Consider the following 22,251-nt stretch of genomic DNA (forward strand, 5'->3'; position numbering starts at 1 on the left):
CCCCGACAGTGGAGCATGCCCGCCAGGTTGCAAAGATCCTGCAGAACTACTGTTGAGCTACGAACAGGGTCTGCCAGGCCTCCGAGTTCGCCACGGAACCGATTGAAGCCGCATTGACGGCCATCGAAAGATTCACAGCGACTATGGGAGCGACGTTGATGTCGAAGAACAGCGTTTCCCGAACGGGAAGAAGTTCCAAAACCTCGGCGTCGAGTTCCACCGGTGACAGCTCGTTTGATGCCGTCATAGCACCACACCTCTCTCCCCCAGGCAGCCCCGGGGTTCAGATATCGGGATATCAGGCGGACTAACCCTGGCTACTGGGCTACAAGGATCGTCTGAACCGCAGCGCTGTTAGCCGATGCGAGCAGTGAGCCGGCGTTCAGTGCGAGCGAGGTGTTCGTCGCGTACACGCTTGCCCAGTTGGTATCCAGCAACAAGGTTTCCCGCGACGGCAACAGCTCCACCTGCTCGCTTTCCAGCTCCTGAATGGTGAGTTCCTTCTTCATATCAATCACCCCCTTTCGAAGTCTCCCGACCAGTCAACGCGCCCGGCCGTAGTAACCCCGTTACAGCCGCGTCATTTTTGTGTTATTTCTGCGTTATTTGGTGAAAATAGGGCGTGCCAGCATTTGACTTGGGCGCCACATAATCTATGCCTAGGATGGTCATACCGGGCAGTAATGTCCCTGGACAATTGCGAATTGCAGACGACGAAAGCAGGGCGCCCGCTCATGGCGGACATTGAAGGCACCATGGTTATCCGCGCGTGGGCGGAGCCTGCCCAAAACAACCAGCTTCGGGCCCGTTTGATCTCCAGCCGCCCTGGGCATGAGCGGGAGGTTGTGGAATCCGCGGCCGACGCCGAACAAATCCTCCTGGCAGTCCGGCGCTGGCTCGATTCGCTGCGTCCGGAAGACCACTCCGCCGGCGCGCCGGACCCCGTCAGCCGCTAGGCACCGTCACAGCAGCGGGGTCTTGGCCCGCGCACCCATGTTGGCCAGCAGGCCGACGCGATCCCGGGCAGCCAAGCCCGCCCTACCCCACTTGGCCGTCCGCCCTACCCCCGTTACTAAAATCGCTTGACATGATTAAGCCAAGTGCCACGATGGTAGCTGGGGGACGAGTGGAATCCGGCCGCTTGAGAGGGAAAAGCATGACGGTGGCTCTCGCACAGGATTGGCACTTGAGCCTACTGGGGGCTTGGCGGTTGCGTTGCGGCGGCGACGCAGTGACGGTAGCTACCCGTGAGCAACGGCTGCTCGCCTGTGTGGGACTTCTCGGGTGCCGCCACCGCAGTTTCCTGGCCGGCCTGCTGTGGCCGAAGAGCAGCGAAACGCAGGCCGCTGGCAACCTCCGCACCACCGTCTGGTGCATTTCCCACTCTTTTCCGGACCTTCTCCATACCGGGGCAGACACACTGGAGTTGGAGGAATCGGTCCGTGTGGACGTCTCAGCACTGCAGCGGCACGTTGCCAGGATGCACGCCCAGCCCGGGGTCCAGGTTCCCGACGGCTACCTGGACCACCTGAGCAGGGCCGAGCTGCTGCCCGGCTGGTATGACGACTGGGTGATCTTCGAACAGGAGCGCCTGCGGCAATTGCGCCTCAGCGCGCTGGAGCTCATGGCCCGGCAGCATCTGGCGGCCGACGAACCCGCCCGGGCCGTGATCGCGGCCATTTCAGCAGTGAGCATCGAACCCCTCAGGGAATCGGCGCATCTCCTGCTTGTCCAGGCCCATCTTGCGGCCGGGAATAGGGCGGCTGCAGTCCGTGCGTACACGATGTTCGCGAGCAGACTTGATAGCGAACTCGGCGTTATGCCATCAGGCCAGTTGAGTGATCTCGTAGCGGCGTTCCGTCCGGCCTTGCACTGACTCCCGTCCCCCAGCCCGAAGTGCGGTACTTTGTGGCCATGGACTTTGGCAACGCCGACAGCTGGGGTGCGGCGATCTACTTCTGGATCATCCCCGTGGTGCTCGGCGACGCCATCTTCCCGCCCATCCCGTCCGAGATGGTGGTGATCACCGGCGGCGCCCTCTCGGCGGACGGCCGGGCCAACGTTCTACTCGTGGCCGCCCTGGCTGCGCTGGCGTCCTGGCTCGGCGACATGGTGGTGTTCCAGCTTTTCAAGCGCCGGCTCAGCCATGTGCTTGACCGGTGGCGCTGGGGCCGGAAGGTCCACCACGGCATCCATCAAGCGATCGCCAGGGCCGGCCGCTCATCCACCTACGGGACCATTATCGGTGCCCGCTTCATCCCGGCCGGACGGCTGGCGACGTCGGCAGCCGCGGGAATCGCCGATGTCTCGGTCCGCGGTTTCAGCCTATGCGCCGGGCTCGGCGCGGTCCTCTGGGCCGGCTGGCTGGTGGGTCTTGGCTACTTCACGGGTTCGGCAACCGGGCTGCCGTTCTGGGCCAGCTCGCTGATCGGCGTGGGAGTGGGGCTGGTGATCGGCGCCGCCGTCGGAGTCATTGTCACCCGCCGCCGCGGCACCCGCTCCCCCGTGGATGAGCCAGCTCCGGGCGACTGATTTACACGGGTGCCCAGCGGCCGCGGTTGCGGCGCAGCACCATCAGTGAGCCGGTCAGCGCAACGCGTTCGACGGCGTCGCGCATCATGGCTGCCGATGCGCGCGCCTGCTGGTTCTCACCGTTGTATTCGGTGGGCTCCACGAGGAAGCGGAGGTTCAGTTGCGGGACGCCGCCAGCGAGCTCCAGCTGGTTGGCCTCCACATGGTGACGGGTCTCCAGGGCCTCCACGGCGGCGGCCATCACGGCTTCGGGCGCATTGCCGGGCTTCAGGCCGGTGATCTTCAGGCGGGTCTGGAACGAAGGCATGCCGTCAACCTTACCCACCCCGCGCCTGCCCCTGCCCCTCCCCCTCCCCGCCAGACGCTCTCTCACTTAATGCAGGAAAACCCCGATCGCTCTCTCACTTTCCTTAGGAAAGTGAGAGAGCGTTTGGGAAAAACCCGCATTAAGTGAGAGAGCGTCCGAGGGGGTGGGGGTTGGCCGGTGTTGCGCAGCCTTAGCCGGGTGTTGCGCAGCCTTAGCCGGGTGTTGCGCAGCCTTAGCCGGTGTTGCGCAGGCCTGCTGCGACCCCGTTGACCGTGATCAGCATGGCCCGCTGAAGCCTTTCGTCGATCTCGGCGTTGCTCATGGTTTCGCCTTCTGTGCCCTGGGCGGCCCGGATGCGCCGGAGGAGCTCCACCTGCAGGTAGCTGATGGGGTCCAGGTACTGGTCGCGGACTTCGAGCGAACGCTTAAGCGTGGGCTGAGCATCCAGGAGCACGTTCTCACCGGTAAGGTTCTGGATTTCCGTGACCGTGAGGTCGTACTCCTCGCGGATGGTGCGGAAGATGCGGTGCAGTTCCTCGGGTACCAGCGTGGCCACGTAGTAACCGGCGATGTCCAGGTCCGTTTTGGCCAGGGTCATCTCCACGTTGGAGAGCACGGACCGGAAGAAGTGCCACTGCTCCATCATCTCCACAAGCTCACCGGAGTGGCCGGCCTCGCGGGCAGCCTTCAGGCCCGAGCCCACGCCGAACCAGCCCGGCACGATCTGCCGGGACTGGGTCCAGCCGAACACCCACGGGATGGCGCGGAGGCCGCCGAGCCCGGCACCGGAATCAGGGCGCTTGGACGGGCGGGAGCCGATGTTCAGCGAGCCCAGCTGCTCCACCGGGGTGGAGGCCAGGAAGTAGGCGGGCAGGTCAGGATCGTCGATGAGCTTCCGGTACCGGTCGAACGCACCGTCGGAAATGGTTTCCATGACATGCCCGTAGCGTTCGCGCTGGTCGTCGGAGGTCCGGGGGTCGCGGTGCAGCGCCGAGCCCTGGAGGACAGCCGCAAGAGAGAGCTCGAGGTTTTCCCGGGCCAGCTCCGGCAGCGAGTACTTGTCCGAAATGACCTCACCCTGTTCGGTGAACTTGATCTCGCCTTCCAGCACACCGTTCGGCTGGGCCATGATGGCGTCGTAGGTGGGCCCGCCGCCGCGGCCCACGGAACCTCCGCGGCCATGGAACAGCCGGACCCGGACGCCGTGCTTGGCCGCGACGTCGCGCAGGTTGCGCTGGGTTTTGTGGATCTCCCACTGGCTGGTCATCACGCCGGACTCCTTGTTGGAGTCCGAGTAGCCCAGCATGATTTCCTGGACGTCGCCGCGGAGCCTGACCAGGTCCCGGTAGGACGGCACGGACAACAGCTGGTCCACGATCTCCGCCGAGGCGCGCAGTTCCTCCACGGTTTCCAGCAGCGGCGCGAAGCCGATCTTGGCGTACGGCGATTCGCCGAACAGGTTGATCAGGCCGGCTTCCCGGGCCAGGACCGCCGCGGCCAGGACGTCGTCCGCGCCGCGGGTCATCGAGATGATGTAGGTCTCGATGACGTCCGGACCGTAGGTGCGCAGGGCGCGCCGGATTTCACGGAACACGTCGTACGTTCCGTCCGCGACGCCGTCGAGCTTGATGGGGTGGCCGGACAGCGGACGGCGGGAGGCGAGCTCGGAGCCCAGCACCTCGAAGCGCTCAGGGCGGCTCAGTTCGGCGTAGCGGAGGCCCGGGCCGCCGAGCCGGTCCATAAGCTGGCCCACGGCGTCGTGGTGGTGGTCCGCGTGCTCGCGGATGTCCAGGGTGGCCAGGTGCAGCCCGAACGAGGCGACGGCGCGGCGGACGCGCGCCAGCGCGCCGTCAGCAACGAGCGACGCCGAGTGGTTGCGGAGGGACAGTTCCAGCAGTTCCAGATCGGCCAGGAGTTCGCCCGTGGAGCTGTAGTCGCGGCCGTGTTCGTGGGTGGAGTCCACGGCAACCCGCTTGCCGGTGTTGATGAGTTTGGCCTTGATGCAGGTGAGCTTGAGGCGGTACGGCTCCTGGGCGTTCAGCTCCAGGACGCGGCGGTCAAGGCCCGGGAGCTTCTTCAGGTCAGCCTCGATCGAATCCAGCAGGCCCTGGTCCGCGCCCGACAAGGCTGTGGAGTTGGACAGGATGGAAATCAGCTCGTCCATCATGGCGATACTGATGCGCACGGCGTGCTGGTTCTGGATCTGCAGGATTTCCCGGGTGACGGCTGCCGTGACGTTGGGGTTACCGTCGCGGTCGCCGCCGATCCAGGAACCGAACCGGATGGGGGCGTCTTGGGACGCGAGGCTGACGCCGTGCTCTCCAAGCAATTCCGAGAAGTCTGACAGTATCTCCGGCATGGCGTCGGTGAGGATGCCGCCGAGGTAATAGATCGCGTTGCGGGCCTCGTCCACCGGTGTGGGACGCACCTGCCGCAGCTCGTCGGTCTGCCACATCTGGTCGATGACCTCGGACAGTTGGCGGTCCTGCCGGCGGCGCGCGGACGTGCCTTCCTTGGTGGGCTGGGCCAGCACGTCGGAGAGCTTGCGGATTTTGTCCAGCACCGAACGGCGCGAGGCTTCGGTGGGGTGGGCTGTGAAGATGGGGCGGACATCCAGTCCGTCGACCACCTCCTGGAGCCTTTCGGGGCCTGCCTGGGCTGCGATTTCGGTTACAGCCTTGGCCAGCCAGCCGTCCTTTTCCTGCCTGGTCCGCAGAGTGCGGACGCGGTGGACCTGCTCGGCGGCGTTGGCGAGGTGGAAATAGAAGGCGAAGGCCCGCACCAGGTCGGTTGCCTGCTCAATTGGCAGGGAGCCCAGCAGTTCGCGGACCTGCTCGACGACGTCGTGCGCGCTCCACGGGCCCGTGGCATCGGCGCCGCCGCGGGCGGCTTCCTTGGATTCCTTGGTGAGGAGGCGGACCTGCTCCACGAGGTCCAGGAGTTCGGGGCCGTGCTGGCGCACCAGGGATTCGCCCAGCAGGGTGGAGACGCGCCGGACGTCGGCCCTCAGTTCTGAGGCGAGATCGGTTGTGGGATTCACTGCAGTGTTAGCCATGGAAACTGTCTTTCGAGGGTTCGGGACTTGGCTCGTACACTGCGCTGGATACTGTGAGCCGCGTTACTACCATTCGATGCTACCCGCACCCGATGGCGAAGCGGGAATCCGTCTCAGCTGACGTCCCGGCGCTTGACTTCCGGCGCAGGACCGGCTTTCCTGTGACGGGCTCAGCGGGCCACTTTGAAGTTGAACTCGCCAGTCCCCAGCGCACCCCACACCCGTAACCACAGGGGCAGGATCATTTCCGCGCCGCGGGCGGTGGTGATGTCGCCGAGGTCGAGCACGTCTGTATGGCCAAGGGCCGCCAGGATTTCAGTGACCTCTGCCTTGGCCCCGGCATCATTGCCGGAAACAAACACGGTGTGGTCTCCGCCGGCAACGCGGCCGGGTTCAACCATCACACTGTTGGTCATGGTGTTCAGCGTCTTGACCACCTTCGCTTCCGGGAAGGCTCGTTGGATCTGTTCACCCAGGCTGTCCGTATTCACCGGGTTCAGGGACGGCGGGAAACCCCGGGAGAAATCCAGTGGATTGGCGACGTCCATCACGATCTTCCCGGCCAGGTTCGCTGCGCCGGCCTCGGTCAGTGCCTCAACTGAGGCCGTGCCGTTCGTCGCGTTGACCACCAGTTCGCTGGCCGCAGCGGCGTCGGCGAACGCGGCGACGGCTATCTCCCGGTGGGATGCGTGCCACTGGGAAAAGGGCGGTCCGCCCGTCCGGCCAGGTTCGGTGCGGGCCAGCGTGGCCTGCGGGTCACGGGTTCCAATCACCACATCGTGGCCGAGTCCGGACAGGGCCGCGGCGAGGGCGGGCCCCACGCTTCCGGTTCCGAGTACTGCAATCTTCATAGTCACTCCAGTCCGGTCTGCTGTGGTCCTTCAGGTCAGACGTTACTCTCGCCTCCCGGAGTATGCGCGCCCGGGACAGCCGCGGAATGAACGGCGCCGCGCCGGGGTTGAAGCGGGCAACCAGGACCCTGATGGAGGAACCATGCACACCGCCGCAGCCGCGCAGCTGGAACGCTGGCAGCGTTTCCGCACCAACCGGAACAAAGCCCTGGCCGCCCGCCACGGCTGGCTGACCCTCACCTCCTTCCAGTGGCTGGAGTCCCGGCCCGCCGGCGTCGACCTCGCCCCCGGTTTGTGGTCAACGGACGGCACGACGGCGGCGCTCACCGCCGCGGCCGAGGACGGCCTGACGCTGGTGGCCACCGGTGAACGGGTGGACGGAACCGTCACCGCCTCCCTCACCAACGAGGAATCCCTGATGTGGGTGCAGTTCGGCGGCGCCGACGGCCAGCAAGTGGTGGTTGAACTGGCCGTGCGCGCTGACCGGTACGCCATCCGCACCCGGGATTCAGCCTCACCCGTCCTGACGGAGTTCGACGGCGTGCCCACCTTCGGCTACAACCCGGACCTGGTGATTGAGGCCGCCTATGAGCCGTATCCCGAGCCGGTGGCCATCCCGATCGGAACGGCCAATCCTTTAGTGGACGGTGTGCATTATTCGGTGGGCGAGGTAGTTTTCCGGCTCCCCGGAATCAGCCATGAATACCGCCTGCACGCCGAGGAGGACAAGCTCGGGGCACTGACCATCACCTTCCACGACGGAACCAACGGCGAATCCACTGACGAGTGGCGGAAGGTCTCTACGCCCCGGCCGCGCGTTGACGCCGAAGGGAAGGCAACCGTGGTGCTGGATTTCAACCGGGCCATCAACTACCCCAGCGCGTTCACACCGTTCGGGACCTGCCCGATGCCGGTGAAGAACAACAGCCTGGACGCCAAGATCGAAGCCGGCGAAAAGCAGCCCACCCTCGCGGACTGAGCCTGTCCGGATTTCGACGGTCCCAACCGGGCCTCAGACGATCGCGGACACCCCCGTGACGGCCCGGCCCACGATGAGCGTATTGATCTCGTAGGAGCCCTCGTACGTGAAGATGGCCTCGGCGTCGGCGAAAATCTTGGCCATCCGGTAGTCGGTCACAATGCCGTTGCCGCCCAGGATGGACCGGCCCAGCGCCACCGTCTCGCGCATCCGGGCGCTGGTATAGGACTTGGCGAGGGCCACCTGGGGCATGTCCGCGGCGCCGTCGTCCTGCAGCTGGGCCAGCCGGGCCATCATGCCCATGCTCGCCACGGCGTTGCCCAGCATGGTGACCAGCTGCTGCTGGATGAGCTGGAACTTCGCCAGCGGCCGGCCGAACTGCCGGCGTTCGACGGCGTACTGCCGGGCGACGTCGAACGCCGCAAGCTGCTGTCCCACCGCCTGCCACGCCACCATGATCCGGGAGCCGCGCAGGAGCCGGTTGGTGTCCTCGAAACTGTTGATGCCGGCAAAACGGTCGGCCTCGGCCACCTGGACGTCCTCAAACACGATGTCGGCGTTCTGCACCGTCCGCAGCGCAATTTTGTTTTCAATCCGGCTCCGGCTCACCCCCGGCAGGGACGCGTCCACAATGAATCCGCGCACCGCGCCGGGCAACCCGTCGGCGCCGGCGGATTCGTCCCTGGCCCACACGAGCATGTAGTCGCAGAACGTCCCGTTCCCGATCCAGCGCTTGGCGCCGTTGAGCACCCAGGCGTCGCCGCCGGCGTCGGATTTTCCTGTGGCGCTGGAGATGCGCCGCGCCCGGGTCTCCATCCCGCCGGCAACATCGGAGCCATGGCCGGGTTCGGTGAGGGCGAAGGCGCCGGTGATGCGCAGGCTTGCGGCGTCCTCAAGCAGCCGCTCCTTTTGGCCGGCCGAGCCGAACCCGTAGAGCGACTCCACGAACAGGTCATGGTGGACCAGGAAAAACGTGGCGATCGACGTGTCCACGCGCGTCATCTCGGCAATGACCAGGCCCGCGAAGAGATTGCTGTAGCCACGTTGCGCGGGTGTGCTCAGCTCCAGCGCGGCGAGCTTGGGCAGGATGTGCGCCGGAAACTCCGCCTTGTTCCACCACTCCGAGGCGTAGGGGGCGATCTCCGTGGCCAGGAACGCCCGCAGCTCGGCCAGCTTGGCCTGTTCCTTCGGGTCAAGCAGGGACTCAAAAGCGAAAAAGTCGGCGGTGGGCAGCCCGTTCATTTCGGGCCCATCCGGATGGCGCCGTCAAGCCGGATGGTTTCGCCGTTGATCATGGCGTTGTCCACGATGTGCGCCACCAGGTTGGCGTACTCGGCAGGCTTGCCCAGCCGCGAGGGATGCGGGACCTGCCGGCCCAGCGAGTCCTGGGCATCCTGCGGCAGCGTCGCCATCATGGGTGTCTCGAAGATCCCCGGGGCGATGGTCACCACGCGCACCAGCGAGCGCGCCAGCTCACGGGCCAACGGCAGGGTCATCGCGGCGACGGCCCCCTTCGAGGCGGCGTAGGCCGGCTGGCCGATCTGTCCGTCGAAGGCCGCCACGGATGCGGTGTTCACGATGACGCCACGCTCCGGGCCGCCCAGGCCGGTGCTGACCGGCTCCGTCTCCACCATGGCCGCGGCCGCCAGGCGCACTACATTGAACGTCCCGATAAGGTTCACCTGGATGACGCGGTTGAAGACGTCCAGCGGGAGGACCCCGTTACGGCCCAGCACTTTGCCCGGCGTGGCAATGCCCGCGCAGTTGACCACGATCCGGAGCGGCCCGGCGTTCACGGCGGCATCGACGGCGGCCTGCACCTCCGCCTCGTTGGTAACGTCCGCGGGAACAAAGACCGCCCGCGGCCCGGCGTCCTTTGGGCCACCCGCGCCTGTACCGCCGCCGGCGTTCAACTCCGCCGCGTAAGCCGACCCGGCAGACGACGGCAGGTCCACCAGCACCACCGAGGCGCCGGCGTCGAACAGGCGCTTCGCGGTGGCAGCGCCCAAACCCGACGCCCCGCCCGTAATCAGCGCGACCGTACCCTTGACGTCCATACATCCTCCTTGATGCGGCCCCCGCAGGCGTACCGGCGGCGAGTATTAGTTAGTGAATGTTAACTGAAATACGTGTGCGCCGCACCCTCGCGCGGGCTCAGGCACCTCGCGCCCAGGAACCGGCCGCGAACGCCCGCTAGGGTGGACGCATGACTCCGCCGGACACCAGCCCAGCACCCGCCGACCGGACACCCACAGACCGGACACCCAGCGACCGGACGCCTACCGACTGGACACCTACCGACTGGCAGGCCCGCGCGAACGAGGCCGCCCGCTCGGTGACGTCGCACTTTGGCCGGCGGCTGCTGTTCCTGCCCGGAACCCACCTTGGGTCGGTCCGCTGGCCGTCGCACCGACTGCAGAACCTGTTCCGTCCCTGGCACTACTGGTGGCAGGCGCACTATGTGGACTGCCTCGTGGACGCCGGGCGCCGCGAACTGGGCAACGGAGCCACGCCGGCGGCCAGGTTCAACGGCCCCGCCAACCCCAGCGCCGGCAAACTCGCGTCCAGGCTGGTCACGGGCATCCGGCTGCGCAACGCCTTCACATTCGTCAACACCTACTACGACGACATGGCCTGGCTGGCACTGGCCACCCTCCGCCTGCAGAACCTGGCGGAGGAGACCCGGAAACCGGGCCGCCGCCGCAATGCCCGGGTCCACAAAACCCTGACCCTGCAGTTCGATTCCGCCTCCACCGACGACCTGGGCGGCGGGACCTTCTGGAGTAAAAAGCGGGACTTCAAAAACACGCCGGCCACGGCACCGGTAGCGCTCTACTATGCCCGGACCGGCCAGCAGGCCAAGGCACAGCGGTTGGTGGACTGGCTCAACACCGTCCTGTTTGACCAGGCGCAGGGCCTCTACGTCGACGGGGCACGCCTCAACGCGGCCGGCGAAATCACGCTGGAGAACGCCATCTACACGTACAACCAGGGGCCGGTCCTGGGAGCCCTACTGGAGCTCGGCGGCGAGGAGAACCTCAGCCGGGCCGCCACCGTCATCAGGGCGGTGGACAAGCACCTGACGGTCCCGGCCCCTGCGGTGGTGCCCGGAAGCTCGCCGGACACCCGCACCAGCATCCTCCGTTGCGATGGAACGGGCGACGGCGGACTCTTCACCGGGATCCTCTGCCGTTACCTGGCGCTCGCCGCCCTCGATGCCAGGCTCCCGGCGGGCGCCCGGACCACTGCTGCCGAACTTGTTAACGCGACCGCCGCGGCGTTCTGGGCGGGCCGGCGCACTCCAGGGGACCCGGTTTTCTCCATCCACGCGGCGCAGCCGGCGGACGCTACCTACCCGGCGGGCGCCGCCGTCGAACTTTCCACCCAGCTGCAGGCCTGGATGGTGTTGGAGGCCGCCGCAAGCCTTGGCCGGGCTCCGGTTACCGGGGCAGCGCCGGCTGCACCCTGACCGGCGCGAGCTGGGCGACCACCAGGACGGCAGTGACGGCTCCGGCAGCCATAATCGCCGCGAGCACCACGATCTGGAAGCGCCCGGCTTCCAAGGGCGAAATCCCACCGAAGATGGCACCCACGAAGGCCCCCGGGAGGGTGACCAGGCCTGTGGTCCTGGTCTGGTCAGTGGCCGGAATCAAGGCCGCATGCACTGAACGCCGGGCAAGATCCAGGGTTGACCGCCGCGGCGTGGCGCCCAGCGCCAGCCAGCCCTCCACCTCATCCCAACGATCGTGGACCATCTCCGCGAACCGCCGGCCGGTTAGGACCGCCACCGTCATCGCGTTCCCGATCACAATTCCGCCAATGGCCAGGGCGTAGCGGGGACTGAAGTCGATGGCGCCGGTGCCAAAAATGATCAGCAGCGTGGCCGTGATGCCGGCAGCCATCGAGCCGCCCACGAGTCCGAGTCGCGGCCAGCTCCAGCCCACCCGCCGGGTGGCACTGACCGTCGCAACCGTGAACATCACCAGCAGTCCAACGGCAACCCACAACGGACTCGTGATGACGCCGCTGAGGACAAAACTGACGGCGGCCAGCTGTACCGCTCCCCTGAGGATCGCGAGCGCGGGCGAAAACGCGGACGACACCCGGAAGGCCAGCAGCACCGCAGTGGCCAGCGCGATCAGCAGGCCAACGCCCACAAGTGTGGGCAGGAACTCCGCGAGCTCAGGCATGAGGTCAGCATAGCCAGCGTGACCGTCCCGTAACATTTCCCTATTAGCTCACACAAAGGTTGCATAATTCACGGGCGGCTCGGTAACCTTCATTTTTAGGCAAGCCTAACCTTGGCTGCCACGAACCGAGGTGCCGCCCGCAATGACCGCAAACTACCTGATTGGCCTCCGCGAAGGCCTCGAGGCGACCCTGATCGTGGTCCTGCTGATGGCATACCTGGTCAAGAGTGGCCGCAGGCATCTCCTCCCGCGGATGTGGACGGGCGTCGGTTTCGCCGTCGCCGTTTCCTGTGCGTTCGGTGCCCTGCTGACCTACGGCCCGCGCGGCCTGACGTTCGAAGCCCAGGAGGCCATCGGCGGCAGCCTGTCGGTGCTGGCCGTAGGGCTTGTCACGTGGATGGTGTTCTGGATGGCCAGGACCGCCCGGACACTGGGCAGCGACCTCCGCTCGCGGGTGGACGTGCAGTCCGGGGGAACGGCCTGGGGGCTCGCGGTGGTGGCGGCTGTCGCTGTCGGCCGTGAAGGCCTCGAGACTGCGCTTTTCCTGTGGGCCGCGGCGCAGTCCTCCGGCTCCTCGACCTCCCCGCTGCTGGGGGCCCTGCTGGGACTGGCGACGGCGGCCGCCCTGGGCTACCTGCTCCACCGGGGAGCCCTGAAGGTCAATCTCGGGAAGTTCTTTACCTGGAGCGGGGCGGCCCTGATCGTCATTGCCGGCGGTGTCCTGGCCTACGCGGTCCACGATTTCCAGGAGGCAGGCATCCTCCCCGGCCTCCACACCCTGGCCTTCGATGTCTCGGCCGCCGTCCCGCCGTCGTCCTGGTACGGCACCCTGCTCAAGGGGACACTGAACTTCTCCCCCGCCACCACCTGGTTCGAAGCGGCCGCCTGGCTGCTCTACGTTCCGCCCGTTATGTACTTCTATTTCCGCTCCAACCGGCGCGCCCACATCGTCACCCCGTACCGTGCCACGGCCGCCACAGCAGTCTCCTAACTCCCCCAGCCAACGCATCACTCCCCAAAGGATCCACCCGTGCCTAACCTCCCCCTGCCCAATTTCCCCAAGCGGACATCCAGCTACGTTGCCCTCCTTGCCGCCGCCGTCCTGCCGCTGACCTTGGCCGCCTGCACCGACAACAACGCCGCAGCGGCCGCGGGTCCCATCAAGGTCTCCAGTACGGCCGACGCCTGCACGCTGTCCACCCAGACGACCAAGAGCGGCAACATCACCTTCGCCATCCAGAACGACGGCACCCAGGTCACCGAGTTCTACCTGCTGGCGGAGGACGGCCTGCGCATCGTCGCCGAGGTCGAAAACATCGGCCCCGGGCTGACCCGCAATCTCGTGGTGACGGCACCCGCCGGCACCTACACAACGGCGTGCAAGCCGGGCATGCAGGGCGACGGAATCCGCGCCGGCTTCGAGGTCACCGAGTCCGGCGACAAGCCCGCGGTCGACACCAACCTCAAGGCGCTCACGGACCAGGGCACCGCCCAGTACGCGTCCTACGTCAAGGACCAGACCGAGCAACTCGTCACCGGCACCAAGGAATTCGCCACGGCCTACGCCGCCGGGGACGCCGCCAAGGCCCGTGACCTCTACGCCGCAACCCGCATGCACTGGGAGCGGATCGAACCTGTGGCCGAATCCTTTGGCGACCTCGACCCCAAGCTGGACGCCCGCGAAGCCGACCTCGCGCCGGGCGAGGAATGGACCGGCTGGCACCGGGCCGAGAAGGACCTGTTCCCGCCGGCAGGTTTCCCTGCGCTGACCGCACCCGAGCGCGAGGCACTCGCAGCGCAGCTGGTAGCCGACACCGAGGACCTGGCCACCCGCACGCGGACCGTTGAACTGACGGCGGACAAGCTGGGCAACGGGGCCAAGGAACTCCTCGACGAGGTGGCCACCGGCAAGGTCACCGGCGAGGAAGAGATCTGGTCCCACACCGACCTTTGGGACTTCCAGGCGAACGTTGACGGCGCCCGGATCGCGTTCGAGAACCTCCGTCCCGTCCTGGACCAGAAGAACCCGGAACTCGCAAAGTCCCTGGACACGAAGTTCGCCGCCCTCCAGGCCGAACTGAAGCTACACGCCCGCGGTGAAGGATTTGCCTACTACAACGAGCTGAGCCAGGACCAGGTCCAGCAGCTGGCAGCCCTGGTTGACGCCCTCGGTGAACCGCTGTCGCACCTCACCGCGGCTGTTGTGCTGTGACCGGCTGCCCGTTCGGCGGCGGTACGCACGACGCCGGTGCATCGGGTTCCGCTGCCCAGGCACCTTCTGCTGCGCCCGCCACAGCCCCAGCCGCCGCGCCCCCAGGTCAGGACGCTCCGGCGTCGCGCCTGTCACGGCGGGGATTGCTTTCCCTGGCGGGCGTCGGAGGCGCCAGCGCCCTCGCCGGCCTCGCCGCCGGGCTGCTCAGCCATGACGCCCTGACCGCCGTTGCCGCCCCGGCACCGGCAGGAACCGGCGATGTTGTGCCGTTTCACGGGGGAACCCAGGCAGGGATCACCACAGCCGCGCAGGACCGCCTGCACATGGCCGCCTTCGATGTCATCACCGAGGATCGTGCCGCCCTCGTCCAGCTCCTCAAGGACTGGACTGCCGCGGCCGAGGCGATGACCCAGGGCCGGGAAACAGGCACCACCGGGGCCGTGAACGGCCCGTACGACGCACCGCCGGAGGATACCGGCGAGGCCCTGGGCCTGAGCGCCGGCAAACTCACCGTGACGTTTGGCTTCGGTGCAGGGCTCTTCGAGAAGGACGGCATGGCCCGGTTTGGCCTGGACGGCCGCCGCCCCGAGGCCCTGATCGACCTGCCCCACTTCCCGGGCGATGACCTGCAGCCCAACCGCAGCGGCGGCGACATCATCGTCCAGGCCTGCGCCGACGATCCGCAGGTGGCTGTCCACGCCATCCGCAACCTGGCCCGGATCGGATTCGGCAGCGTACGCGTCCGCTGGTCCCAGCTCGGATTCGGCCGCACTTCGTCCACGTCCCGGGAGCAGCAGACCCCACGAAACCTTTTCGGCTTCAAGGACGGAACCAACAATCTCAAGGCCGAGGACACCTCGCTGCTTCAGGACCATGTCTGGGCCGGGGCAGGCTCCCGCCCGGAGGAGGCCTGGATGCAGGGCGGCAGCTACCTGGTGGCGCGCCGGATCCGGATGCACATCGAGATCTGGGACCGCACGTCACTGCGGGAGCAGGAACAGCTGATCGGGCGGACCAAGTCCGAGGGGGCGCCACTCTCCGGCGGCAAGGAATTCAGCGCGCCGGATTTCGCCATCCAGGGAAGGGACGGCGAACCCCTGATGGGCATGGATTCCCATGTCCGGCTCGCCCACCCGGACCAGAACGACGGCGTGCGGATGCTCCGCCGCGGCTACAACTACACCGACGGCTCTGACGGGCTGGGGCACCTCGACGCGGGGCTTTTCTTCATCGCGTTCGTCAAAGATCCCCGGACGCACTACGTACCCATGCAGCTTGCCATGGCCAGGCAGGACACGCTGGCGTTGGAGTACCTCAAGCACACAGGCTCCGCTTTGGCAGCGGTTCCGCCGGGCATCCGGCCGGGCGGGTTCGTTGGCGAAGGCCTCTTCACCTGATGGACGGCCCGGCATGAGCGCCCCGGCTCTGGGTTCTGCGTTGTCCCGGCCGGGGCTGCTGGTTCCGGTCCTGTGCCTGGCAGCAATGGGCGCGTGGGGCATTTCTGTCGCCGCCGGCAGTACCTTCACCTTTGACCAGGGGATCCACCGGCTGGCATTGTCCGCGCACGTCCTGGCCATGGTGCTGGCTTTCGGTTCGGTCATCGTGGTGGACTGGGTCGGCTTCCTGTGGCTCATCGGCAAGCGCGGCCTGCATGACACCAGCAGGCTGGAATCCGCCGCGGCCCCGCTCATCTGGATCGGCCTTGCGGGGCTGCTGCTGACCGGGGCGTTCATCCATCCGGACGTCACCAACCCGGCAACTCAGCTCAAGATGTGCTGCGTCCTGGGACTGATGCTCAACGGAATTTCGCTGATCCCTGCCATGCGCACGCTCCATGCCCTGCCCGACGGAACCATGTTCAAGGAGGTCGCCGTGAACCTCAGGGCGCGGCTCCTGGTGGCACTGGTCCTGTCGCAGGGCTTCTGGTGGACGGCAATCATCGTCGGCTTTGCCAACAGCATGAGCCGCCGCTAGTTCGCTATGGACGAATTACGTCACGCAACAGTGCCGTAATGCATGTGATCCTGATCACTTAAGGCCTGCTTCGCTTGGAGTCTTAGGTTTGGCTAACCTACAGTTTCTCGAGTGAGCCACCGATCCCCCGGCTCGCCAAGACCCCCGGGTCCACAGACTTTTTCCCCAGAAAGTAGCCCTCAATGAAGATCCGCAACAGCGCTCTTGCCGGCATCGCACTCGCCGCCACCGCAGCCCTGGGACTGACCGCCTGCGGCGGCAGCACCACCCCGGCAGCCACCGGTTCCGCGTCCGCTTCTTCCGAAGCCGTCTCCGGCGAGATCACGGTTTACAACGCCCAGCACGAAAGCCTCACCAAGGAATGGATCGAAGCTTTCACGGCTGAGACCGGCGTGAAGGTGACCATGCGCCAGGGGTCGGACACCGAACTGTCCAACCAGATCGTCCAGGAAGCCGCCGCCTCGCCGGCCGACGTGTTCCTCACCGAAAACTCCCCTGCAATGGCGCAGGTTGAAAACGCCGGCCTGTTTGCCGACGTGGACAAAGCCACCATCGACCAGGTGCCGGCCGAGTTCCGCCCCACCACGGGCAAGTGGACCGGCATCGCTGCCCGCTCCACCGTCCTGGTCTATGACAAGGCCAAGCTGACCGAAGACCAGCTGCCCAAGTCCATGGTGGACCTGGCCAACCCTGAATGGAAGGGCAAGTGGGCTGCCTCGCCGTCCGGCGCCGACTTCCAGGCCATCGTCGCCTCGCTCCTCGAACTCAAGGGCGAAGCCGCCACCGAGGAATGGCTCAAGGGCATGAAGGAAAACTTCAAGGCGTACAAGGGCAACAGCACCGCCATGAAGGCAGTCAACGCCGGCGAAGTTGATGCCGCGCTGATCTACCACTACTACTACTACGGCGACCAGGCCAAGACCGGCGAGAACTCCAACAAGGTCACGCCGTACTACTTCAAGAACCAGGACCCGGGCGCATTTGTGTCCGTCTCCGGTGGCGGTGTCCTGAAGACCTCGAAGAACGCTGCCGCGGCGCAGGCCTTCCTGAAGTTCATCACCGGCAAGAAGGGCCAGGAAGTCCTCAAGAACGGCACCTCGTTCGAATACGCCATCGCCTCCGGTGTTGCAGCCAACGACAAGCTGGTTCCGATCAAGGACCTGCAGGCCCCCACCGTGGACCCGGCCAAGCTCAACTCCGCGAAGGTCACCGAGCTGATGACCAAGGCAGGACTCCTGTAATTCTGTGACCTCTGATCTATCGGCTCCCCCTTACGCGGGGAGCACGACGACGGCGGGCCGGGGCAAACGCCCCCGCCCGCCTTTCGGCGTTTCCACGGTGTCCATCCTGGCGGTCATAATCGCTCTGTTCTCCCTGATCCCGCTCGGGTACGTCGTCTACATGACGGCCGCAACCGGGTGGGACACCGCCGTCGAACTCATCTTCCGGCCGCGGGTAGGCGAGCTGCTGCTCAACACGGTCCTGCTGATGCTGATCACTGTCCCGCTCTGCATCTTCCTCGGCGTTGGCGGTGCCTGGTTGGTGGAACGGACGCGGCTGAGTGGCCACAGGATCTGGGCGGTTCTGCTGGCAGCGCCGCTGGCCATCCCTGCCTTTGTGAACAGCTATGCCTGGGTGTCAGCCGTTCCGTCCCTGGAGGGTCTGGGCTCGGGCGTCCTGATTGCCACGCTCTCCTATTTCCCGCTGGTGTACATCCCCGCGGCTGCCACGCTCAGCCGCCTGGATCCTGCCATCGAACAGTCCGCGGCGGCACTGGGCCTGGGCAACTGGCGGGTCTTCTTCCGGGTGGTGCTTCCCCAGCTGCGCATCGCCATGACCGGCGGCGCACTGCTGGTGGCCCTGCATCTGCTGGCCGAATACGGCGCATTCGCGATGATCCGCTTCGACACCTTCACCACGGCGATCATGATCCAGTTCCAGTCCACCTTCAACGGTACGGCGGGCAACATGCTGGCCAGCGTACTGGTGTTCTTCTGCCTGATCCTGCTGGTGGTGGAGGTCCGCGGCCGCGGCAGCGCGCGCTATGCGCGGATTGGATCGGGCGCACAGGCAAAGGCCCTGCGCCTGCCCCTGCACGTGTATCAGGTGCCGGCCCAGCTCGCCCTGCTTGCCCTGACGGCGCTGGCTTTCGGGCTGCCGCTGTTCCTGGTCCTGCGGTGGGTGGCCGCGGGCGGTCCGGCGATTTGGGCGGCGCACGAGTTCCTCCCCGCGCTGCTGGCCACACTGGGCTACGGCCTGGCAGGAGCCGTGGTGACCACCGTGGTGGCCTTTCCGATGGCTTTCCTGGCGGTGCGGCACCCCAGCTGGTTCAGCAAGTCCTTGGAACTTTCCAACTACGTCACCAGTTCCCTGCCGGGAATTGTGGTGGGCCTGGCGTTTGTCACCGTCAGCATCCGGGTGGTCCCCGGCATCTACCAGAGCACCGGGGTGCTGGTGGCCGCCTACGTCCTGTTGTTCCTGCCGCGTGCCCTCGTGAATCTGCGCGCCGGCTTGGCCCAGGCCCCGAAGGAACTCGATGAGGCCGCGCAGGCCTTGGGTAAACCGCCGCTTCAGTCCTTCATCCGGGTGACGCTGCGGCTCACTGCCCCTGCCGCGGCCGGCGGTGCTGCCCTGGTGTTCCTGGCCATCGCCAACGAACTGACGGCAACGCTGCTGCTCTCGCCCAACGGAACCAGGACGCTGGCCACCGAGTTCTGGAGCAAGAGCAGCGAAATCGACTACGCCGGCGCGGCGCCGTACGCCCTGCTGATGATCCTGCTCTCCGCCCCCATGACCTACCTTCTCTTCCAGCAGTCCAAGAAAGTGGCCGGACAGTGACCGAACAAGCCCCCTCCCGCCTACCGGAACCGCGGATCGCACCGTCCGTGGAGCCTTCCACCAACAGCCACCTGCAGATTACGGATGTCACCAAGAATTTTGGTTCCCAGGCTGTGCTGAAGGGCGTCAACCTGTCCGTGGCCAAGGGCGGCACCACCGCCATCGTGGGTCCTTCCGGCTCAGGCAAAACAACGCTGCTGCGCCTGATCGCGGGCTTTGAACACCCCGCCACAGGCAGCATCTCGCTGAACGGCATCAAGGTGGCGGGCGACGGCGTCTGGCTCCCCGCCCATAAGCGCCACGTGGGGTACGTTGCCCAGGACGGCGCCCTCTTCCCGCACCTCACGGTGGGCCAGAACGTGGCCTTCGGCCTGGACCCGGCCAAGCTGGCCGGCGGCCGCCGGGCAGTGGCCGGCCGGATCAGTGAACTGCTCGAGATGGTGTCGCTGGATCCCGCCATGGCCAAACGGCGCCCGCATCAGCTGTCCGGCGGCCAGCAGCAGCGTGTTGCGCTGGCCCGGGCACTGGCCCGTGAACCCGAACTGATGCTGCTGGACGAGCCGTTCTCCGCCCTGGACGCAGGCCTCCGGGTGGCGACCCGCCGGGCGGTGGCCAAAGTGCTGAACGAAGCCGGCGTCACCACCATCCTGGTCACCCACGACCAGGCGGAAGCGCTGTCCTTCGCGGACCAGGTGGCCGTGATGCGCGGCGGCAAACTGGCCCAGATCGGCAACCCGTTTGTGGTGTACACCCGCCCCGCCGACCGCGCCACGGCCGAATTCCTGGGCGACGCCGTCATCCTCGATGCGTGGATGGAAGGGTCCCTGGCCACCTGCTCACTGGGCGGAATTCCGGTCCGCAGGCCGCCGTCCCAGGGACGCGTGCAGCTCATGCTGCGGCCCGAGCAGATCCGCATCGCCGAGGATGGTCCCATCCGCGGCGTGGTGGTGGATACCGACTACTTCGGCCCCGAAACCACCGTCCGGCTCAAACTGGCCGTGCCCCCCGAGCTGGCTGATGGCATCGACCACCGCTACCCGGGCGGCGGCGAGGTCATCACCATCCGGCACTGGAACGCCTCCATCGCCCGGCCGGGCATGGAGCTCTGCCTGCGCGTGGTGGGCGAAGCCGTGGCGTTCCCCATGGATGACTGACCCAACTAAGTAGCAGCAGATGCCGTTATGAACGCTCAAAACGGCATCTGCTGCTACTTAGTTGGGCGGGGTGTGTTCGGCGGGTTTTCTTTTCTGCGGATACAGCGTCTCGCCGCGGGCCAGCATTTCCACATAACCGGCAATCTTCCGTTCCCGCGTGGCTGCCTGCTTCACCGAGTTCGTCCGGTAGATCAGGGCATACCGGTTCACGGACGTCAGGACATCGAACATGGCCTGGGCCTCGGGGACGGCGGCGATCGCCGCGGCCAGATCCGGCGGAACCTCTGCGGTTGCCTGCCCGCCATAGGCTATCTCCCAGCGGCCATCAGCCTTGGCACTTTCGACGGCGGCCCGTCCCGCGTCGGTCATCCTGCCCTCGGCTTCCAGCCGGACAACATGGCCAACATTCCGGGCTGACCAAGGACTCTTGGCTGTGCGGCGGGTCATGCGCTGGCTGTAGCTCCCGGCGTCGCGCTTGATGACCTGGCCATCAATCCACCCGAAGCAGAGCGCCTCATCGAGCGCGGCGTCGTAGTCGAGCTCGGTGACACCGCCGCCCTTCTTGTGGAGGACCAGCCAGACGCCCGGGCTGTCGCGGTGGTTGGCTTCCAGCCACGTCCGCCACGCGGCCGCATCCGGCACCAGCAATTCCTCAAGTTCAATCGCCATGGCCCTATTCTGCACGGTGCCGGCGGTTTCAAGAGGTGGCATGATGGCGGTAGTTGCGCTGTCCCGGATTCGAGGAGAAACCCATGCTGCGTGTCAGGCCCGTCCACTTCACCTCCCGCCCGGAAAAGTGGGAAGAACTCTTGTCAGCCTTGGGCCTGGTCAAGACGGTTGATCAGGGACCGTGGCGGGAGTTCGACGCCGGCTCCGGCCGGCTGGCCCTCCACGCCACCGAGCCCGGCTCCCCCGAGGACGGGACCACGTCGTTCGGCGTCGAAGTGGGCGACCTCGCCGAGTTTGCCCGGCGCACCGGCCTTTCCGCGGAGGAAGCGGGCAACACCACGGCGGACCTCATCACTGCGGACCACGGCGAGTCGTGCCGCATCACCGGCCGGGACGGCTTCACGTTCCTGGCGGATCCGGGCTCCCGAGAGGTGAACAGCGCGGGCTCCGATTCCGCGGTGACCGTCGTCGGCGTCTGGTTCACCGCAGATCCCGGTGCGGCCGCCATGACGCTGCAGGACATCGGGGCCAGGTTCCGTCCGGTTCCGGACGCCGATGAAACCGCGGACTTTACCGCCAAGAACGGCGGCGTGCTGATGGTGCGCCCGGCGTCGGGCGGGCCGCGCTCAGGCCTGGGATTTGAGTACGACGGCGATCTGGGCGCCTTGCGCGCCCGGCTCACCGCGGCCGGCATTGAGGTCACCGAAACGGAGGAGGCCTTCGGCCGGACCCTGCACGTCGCCAACCCGGATGCCCCCAGCCCGGACGGGGCGGCCACTACCGCCCCGGGCCCCGATTCCGCCCAGCATGTCCCCTCTACGCTCTGGATATCCCATCGGCCAACTGACCGGTGACATCTCGGCGCTAAAGGCGCCGGTTTACGCTGAGAGCTCACCCCTCGCCGGCCGGCACGTGTCCATGGGGTAGAACTTAACCATGAACGTTCGCACTCCTGACCCCAATCCCGGCTGGCTCTCCGAGGAAGACCTCTTCGAGGCCCGCGGGAGGCTTCCCATGATCTATGTGGAGGCCGTTCCGGTCAGGCTGGATCCCCTGGGGTTCGTGAACGAGGTTGGCACGCTGCTGCAGGCCGATGAAGACGGCAACATGATCCGGTCGCTGGTGTCCGGCCGGGTGATCTACCGGGAGACCATCCGCGGCGCGCTTCTGCGCCACATGGAGAAGGACCTGGGCCCGCTCGCGTTTCCGCAGCTCCCCATCAGCCCCGTGCCCTTCACGGTCGCCGAATACTTCCCGGCTCCGTCCCACACCGGCTTCACCGACGACCGCCAACACGCCGTGTCCTTGGCCTACGTCATCCCCGTGACGGGCGAATGCGAGCCCCGCCAGGACGCCCTGGAACTGACCTGGATGACCCCCGAGGAAGTGCTCAGCCCCGGTGTGCAGCTCGAATTCAGCGGCGGCCGCGGCGCACTGGTCCGGCAGGCGCTGGCCTTTGCCGGAGTGGGCTTCTGACGCCCGCGGGATCC

The 22,251-nt window shown here is 66.7% G+C and carries 23 protein-coding genes; 14 read left to right on the top strand and 9 right to left on the bottom strand.

Annotated elements, in window-relative coordinates; all coding sequences use genetic code 11:
- Positions 1-46: 46 nt before the first annotated feature.
- Both IAQ70_RS15890 and IAQ70_RS15895 read right to left on the bottom strand, forming a co-directional pair.
- Positions 47-247, bottom strand: coding sequence for a hypothetical protein (locus IAQ70_RS15890; RefSeq protein ID WP_190990287.1), 201 nt, complete (start codon positions 245-247; stop codon positions 47-49).
- 70 nt (positions 248-317) lie between these two features.
- On the bottom strand, positions 318-509 hold the full coding sequence (locus tag IAQ70_RS15895) for a hypothetical protein (protein WP_190990288.1): 192 nt from the start codon (positions 507-509) through the stop codon (positions 318-320).
- Positions 510-734: 225 nt separating this feature from the next.
- Between IAQ70_RS15895 and IAQ70_RS15900 the strand changes: the two genes are divergently transcribed.
- The 3 genes from IAQ70_RS15900 (at position 735) to IAQ70_RS15910 (ending at position 2,532) form a co-directional block, all read left to right on the top strand.
- Positions 735-956 carry a hypothetical protein gene (locus IAQ70_RS15900; protein ID WP_190990289.1) on the top strand — a complete coding sequence of 74 codons (222 nt, stop codon included), beginning with the start codon at positions 735-737 and terminating at the stop codon, positions 954-956.
- 275 nt (positions 957-1,231) lie between these two features.
- Complete coding sequence (locus tag IAQ70_RS15905; RefSeq protein WP_190990290.1) at positions 1,232-1,876, top strand: AfsR/SARP family transcriptional regulator; 645 nt, start codon at positions 1,232-1,234, stop codon at positions 1,874-1,876.
- A gap of 38 nt (positions 1,877-1,914) precedes the next feature.
- On the top strand, positions 1,915-2,532 hold the full coding sequence (locus tag IAQ70_RS15910) for a DedA family protein (protein ID WP_190990340.1): 618 nt from the start codon (positions 1,915-1,917) through the stop codon (positions 2,530-2,532).
- 1 nt (position 2,533) lies between these two features.
- Here IAQ70_RS15910 and IAQ70_RS15915 read toward each other — a convergent pair whose 3' ends face one another.
- The 3 genes from IAQ70_RS15915 to IAQ70_RS15925 form a co-directional block, all read right to left on the bottom strand.
- On the bottom strand, positions 2,534-2,839 hold the full coding sequence (locus IAQ70_RS15915) for a hypothetical protein (protein ID WP_190990291.1): 306 nt from the start codon (positions 2,837-2,839) through the stop codon (positions 2,534-2,536).
- A 232-nt stretch (positions 2,840-3,071) separates the two neighbouring features.
- Entirely contained in the window at positions 3,072-5,894 is a 2,823-nt protein-coding gene (gene ppc, locus IAQ70_RS15920) for a phosphoenolpyruvate carboxylase (protein WP_190990292.1), read from the bottom strand.
- A 170-nt stretch (positions 5,895-6,064) separates the two neighbouring features.
- On the bottom strand, positions 6,065-6,745 hold the full coding sequence (locus tag IAQ70_RS15925) for an NADPH-dependent F420 reductase (protein ID WP_190990293.1): 681 nt from the start codon (positions 6,743-6,745) through the stop codon (positions 6,065-6,067).
- Between the two features lie 142 nt (positions 6,746-6,887).
- On the opposite strand from IAQ70_RS15925, the gene IAQ70_RS15930 reads away from it, so the two are divergent.
- Positions 6,888-7,724 carry a DUF1684 domain-containing protein gene (locus IAQ70_RS15930; RefSeq protein WP_190990294.1) on the top strand — a complete coding sequence of 279 codons (837 nt, stop codon included), beginning with the start codon at positions 6,888-6,890 and terminating at the stop codon, positions 7,722-7,724.
- A gap of 33 nt (positions 7,725-7,757) precedes the next feature.
- Here IAQ70_RS15930 and IAQ70_RS15935 read toward each other — a convergent pair whose 3' ends face one another.
- Together IAQ70_RS15935 and IAQ70_RS15940 are read right to left on the bottom strand one after the other, a co-directional pair.
- On the bottom strand, positions 7,758-8,966 hold the full coding sequence (locus IAQ70_RS15935; RefSeq protein ID WP_190990295.1) for an acyl-CoA dehydrogenase family protein: 1,209 nt from the start codon (positions 8,964-8,966) through the stop codon (positions 7,758-7,760).
- Complete coding sequence (locus tag IAQ70_RS15940) at positions 8,963-9,781, bottom strand: SDR family NAD(P)-dependent oxidoreductase (protein ID WP_190990296.1); 819 nt, start codon at positions 9,779-9,781, stop codon at positions 8,963-8,965. The genes IAQ70_RS15935 and IAQ70_RS15940 overlap by 4 nt, the downstream gene beginning before the upstream one ends.
- A gap of 149 nt (positions 9,782-9,930) precedes the next feature.
- Between IAQ70_RS15940 and IAQ70_RS15945 the strand changes: the two genes are divergently transcribed.
- Positions 9,931-11,193 carry a glycoside hydrolase family 76 protein gene (locus IAQ70_RS15945; protein ID WP_190990297.1) on the top strand — a complete coding sequence of 421 codons (1,263 nt, stop codon included), beginning with the start codon at positions 9,931-9,933 and terminating at the stop codon, positions 11,191-11,193.
- On the opposite strand, the gene IAQ70_RS15950 is transcribed toward IAQ70_RS15945, so the two are convergent.
- A complete protein-coding gene (locus tag IAQ70_RS15950) occupies positions 11,165-11,914 on the bottom strand; it encodes an ABC transporter permease (RefSeq protein ID WP_190990298.1) in 750 nt (249 codons plus the stop codon). The genes IAQ70_RS15945 and IAQ70_RS15950 overlap by 29 nt on opposite strands.
- Before the next feature lie 142 nt (positions 11,915-12,056).
- On the opposite strand from IAQ70_RS15950, the gene efeU reads away from it, so the two are divergent.
- From efeU to IAQ70_RS15985, 7 genes are all read left to right on the top strand, one after another.
- On the top strand, positions 12,057-12,905 hold the full coding sequence (efeU, locus tag IAQ70_RS15955; RefSeq protein ID WP_190990299.1) for an iron uptake transporter permease EfeU: 849 nt from the start codon (positions 12,057-12,059) through the stop codon (positions 12,903-12,905).
- A 39-nt stretch (positions 12,906-12,944) separates the two neighbouring features.
- On the top strand, positions 12,945-14,126 hold the full coding sequence (gene efeO, locus IAQ70_RS15960; RefSeq protein WP_317983681.1) for an iron uptake system protein EfeO: 1,182 nt from the start codon (positions 12,945-12,947) through the stop codon (positions 14,124-14,126).
- Entirely contained in the window at positions 14,123-15,523 is a 1,401-nt protein-coding gene (efeB, locus tag IAQ70_RS15965; RefSeq protein ID WP_190990300.1) for an iron uptake transporter deferrochelatase/peroxidase subunit, read from the top strand. The genes efeO and efeB overlap by 4 nt, the downstream gene beginning before the upstream one ends.
- Before the next feature lie 13 nt (positions 15,524-15,536).
- The gene (locus tag IAQ70_RS15970; protein ID WP_190990301.1) at positions 15,537-16,100 is read left to right on the top strand and encodes a hypothetical protein; all 564 of its coding nucleotides are present in this window, start codon (positions 15,537-15,539) and stop codon (positions 16,098-16,100) included.
- A 182-nt stretch (positions 16,101-16,282) separates the two neighbouring features.
- On the top strand, positions 16,283-17,341 hold the full coding sequence (locus IAQ70_RS15975) for an iron ABC transporter substrate-binding protein (protein ID WP_190990302.1): 1,059 nt from the start codon (positions 16,283-16,285) through the stop codon (positions 17,339-17,341).
- Between the two features lie 4 nt (positions 17,342-17,345).
- Entirely contained in the window at positions 17,346-18,938 is a 1,593-nt protein-coding gene (locus IAQ70_RS15980) for an ABC transporter permease (RefSeq protein WP_190990303.1), read from the top strand.
- On the top strand, positions 18,935-20,092 hold the full coding sequence (locus tag IAQ70_RS15985; protein WP_190990304.1) for an ABC transporter ATP-binding protein: 1,158 nt from the start codon (positions 18,935-18,937) through the stop codon (positions 20,090-20,092). Before IAQ70_RS15980 ends, IAQ70_RS15985 begins: the two co-directional genes overlap by 4 nt.
- A 57-nt stretch (positions 20,093-20,149) precedes the next feature.
- Here the strand turns inward: IAQ70_RS15985 and IAQ70_RS15990 are convergent, their stop codons facing one another.
- Complete coding sequence (locus IAQ70_RS15990; protein WP_190990305.1) at positions 20,150-20,761, bottom strand: YdeI/OmpD-associated family protein; 612 nt, start codon at positions 20,759-20,761, stop codon at positions 20,150-20,152.
- 83 nt (positions 20,762-20,844) lie between these two features.
- On the opposite strand from IAQ70_RS15990, the gene IAQ70_RS15995 reads away from it, so the two are divergent.
- Together IAQ70_RS15995 and IAQ70_RS16000 are read left to right on the top strand one after the other, a co-directional pair.
- Positions 20,845-21,615, top strand: a complete 771-nt coding sequence (locus IAQ70_RS15995) for a VOC family protein (protein WP_190990306.1) — start codon at positions 20,845-20,847, stop codon at positions 21,613-21,615.
- A gap of 82 nt (positions 21,616-21,697) precedes the next feature.
- Positions 21,698-22,237 (top strand): NUDIX hydrolase family protein, encoded by a 540-nt coding sequence (locus IAQ70_RS16000; protein ID WP_164202427.1) that lies wholly within the window; start codon positions 21,698-21,700, stop codon positions 22,235-22,237.
- Positions 22,238-22,251: the final 14 nt, after the last annotated feature.

Source organism: Pseudarthrobacter sulfonivorans (assembly GCF_014712225.1).
Taxonomy (GTDB): domain Bacteria; phylum Actinomycetota; class Actinomycetes; order Actinomycetales; family Micrococcaceae; genus Arthrobacter; species Arthrobacter sulfonivorans.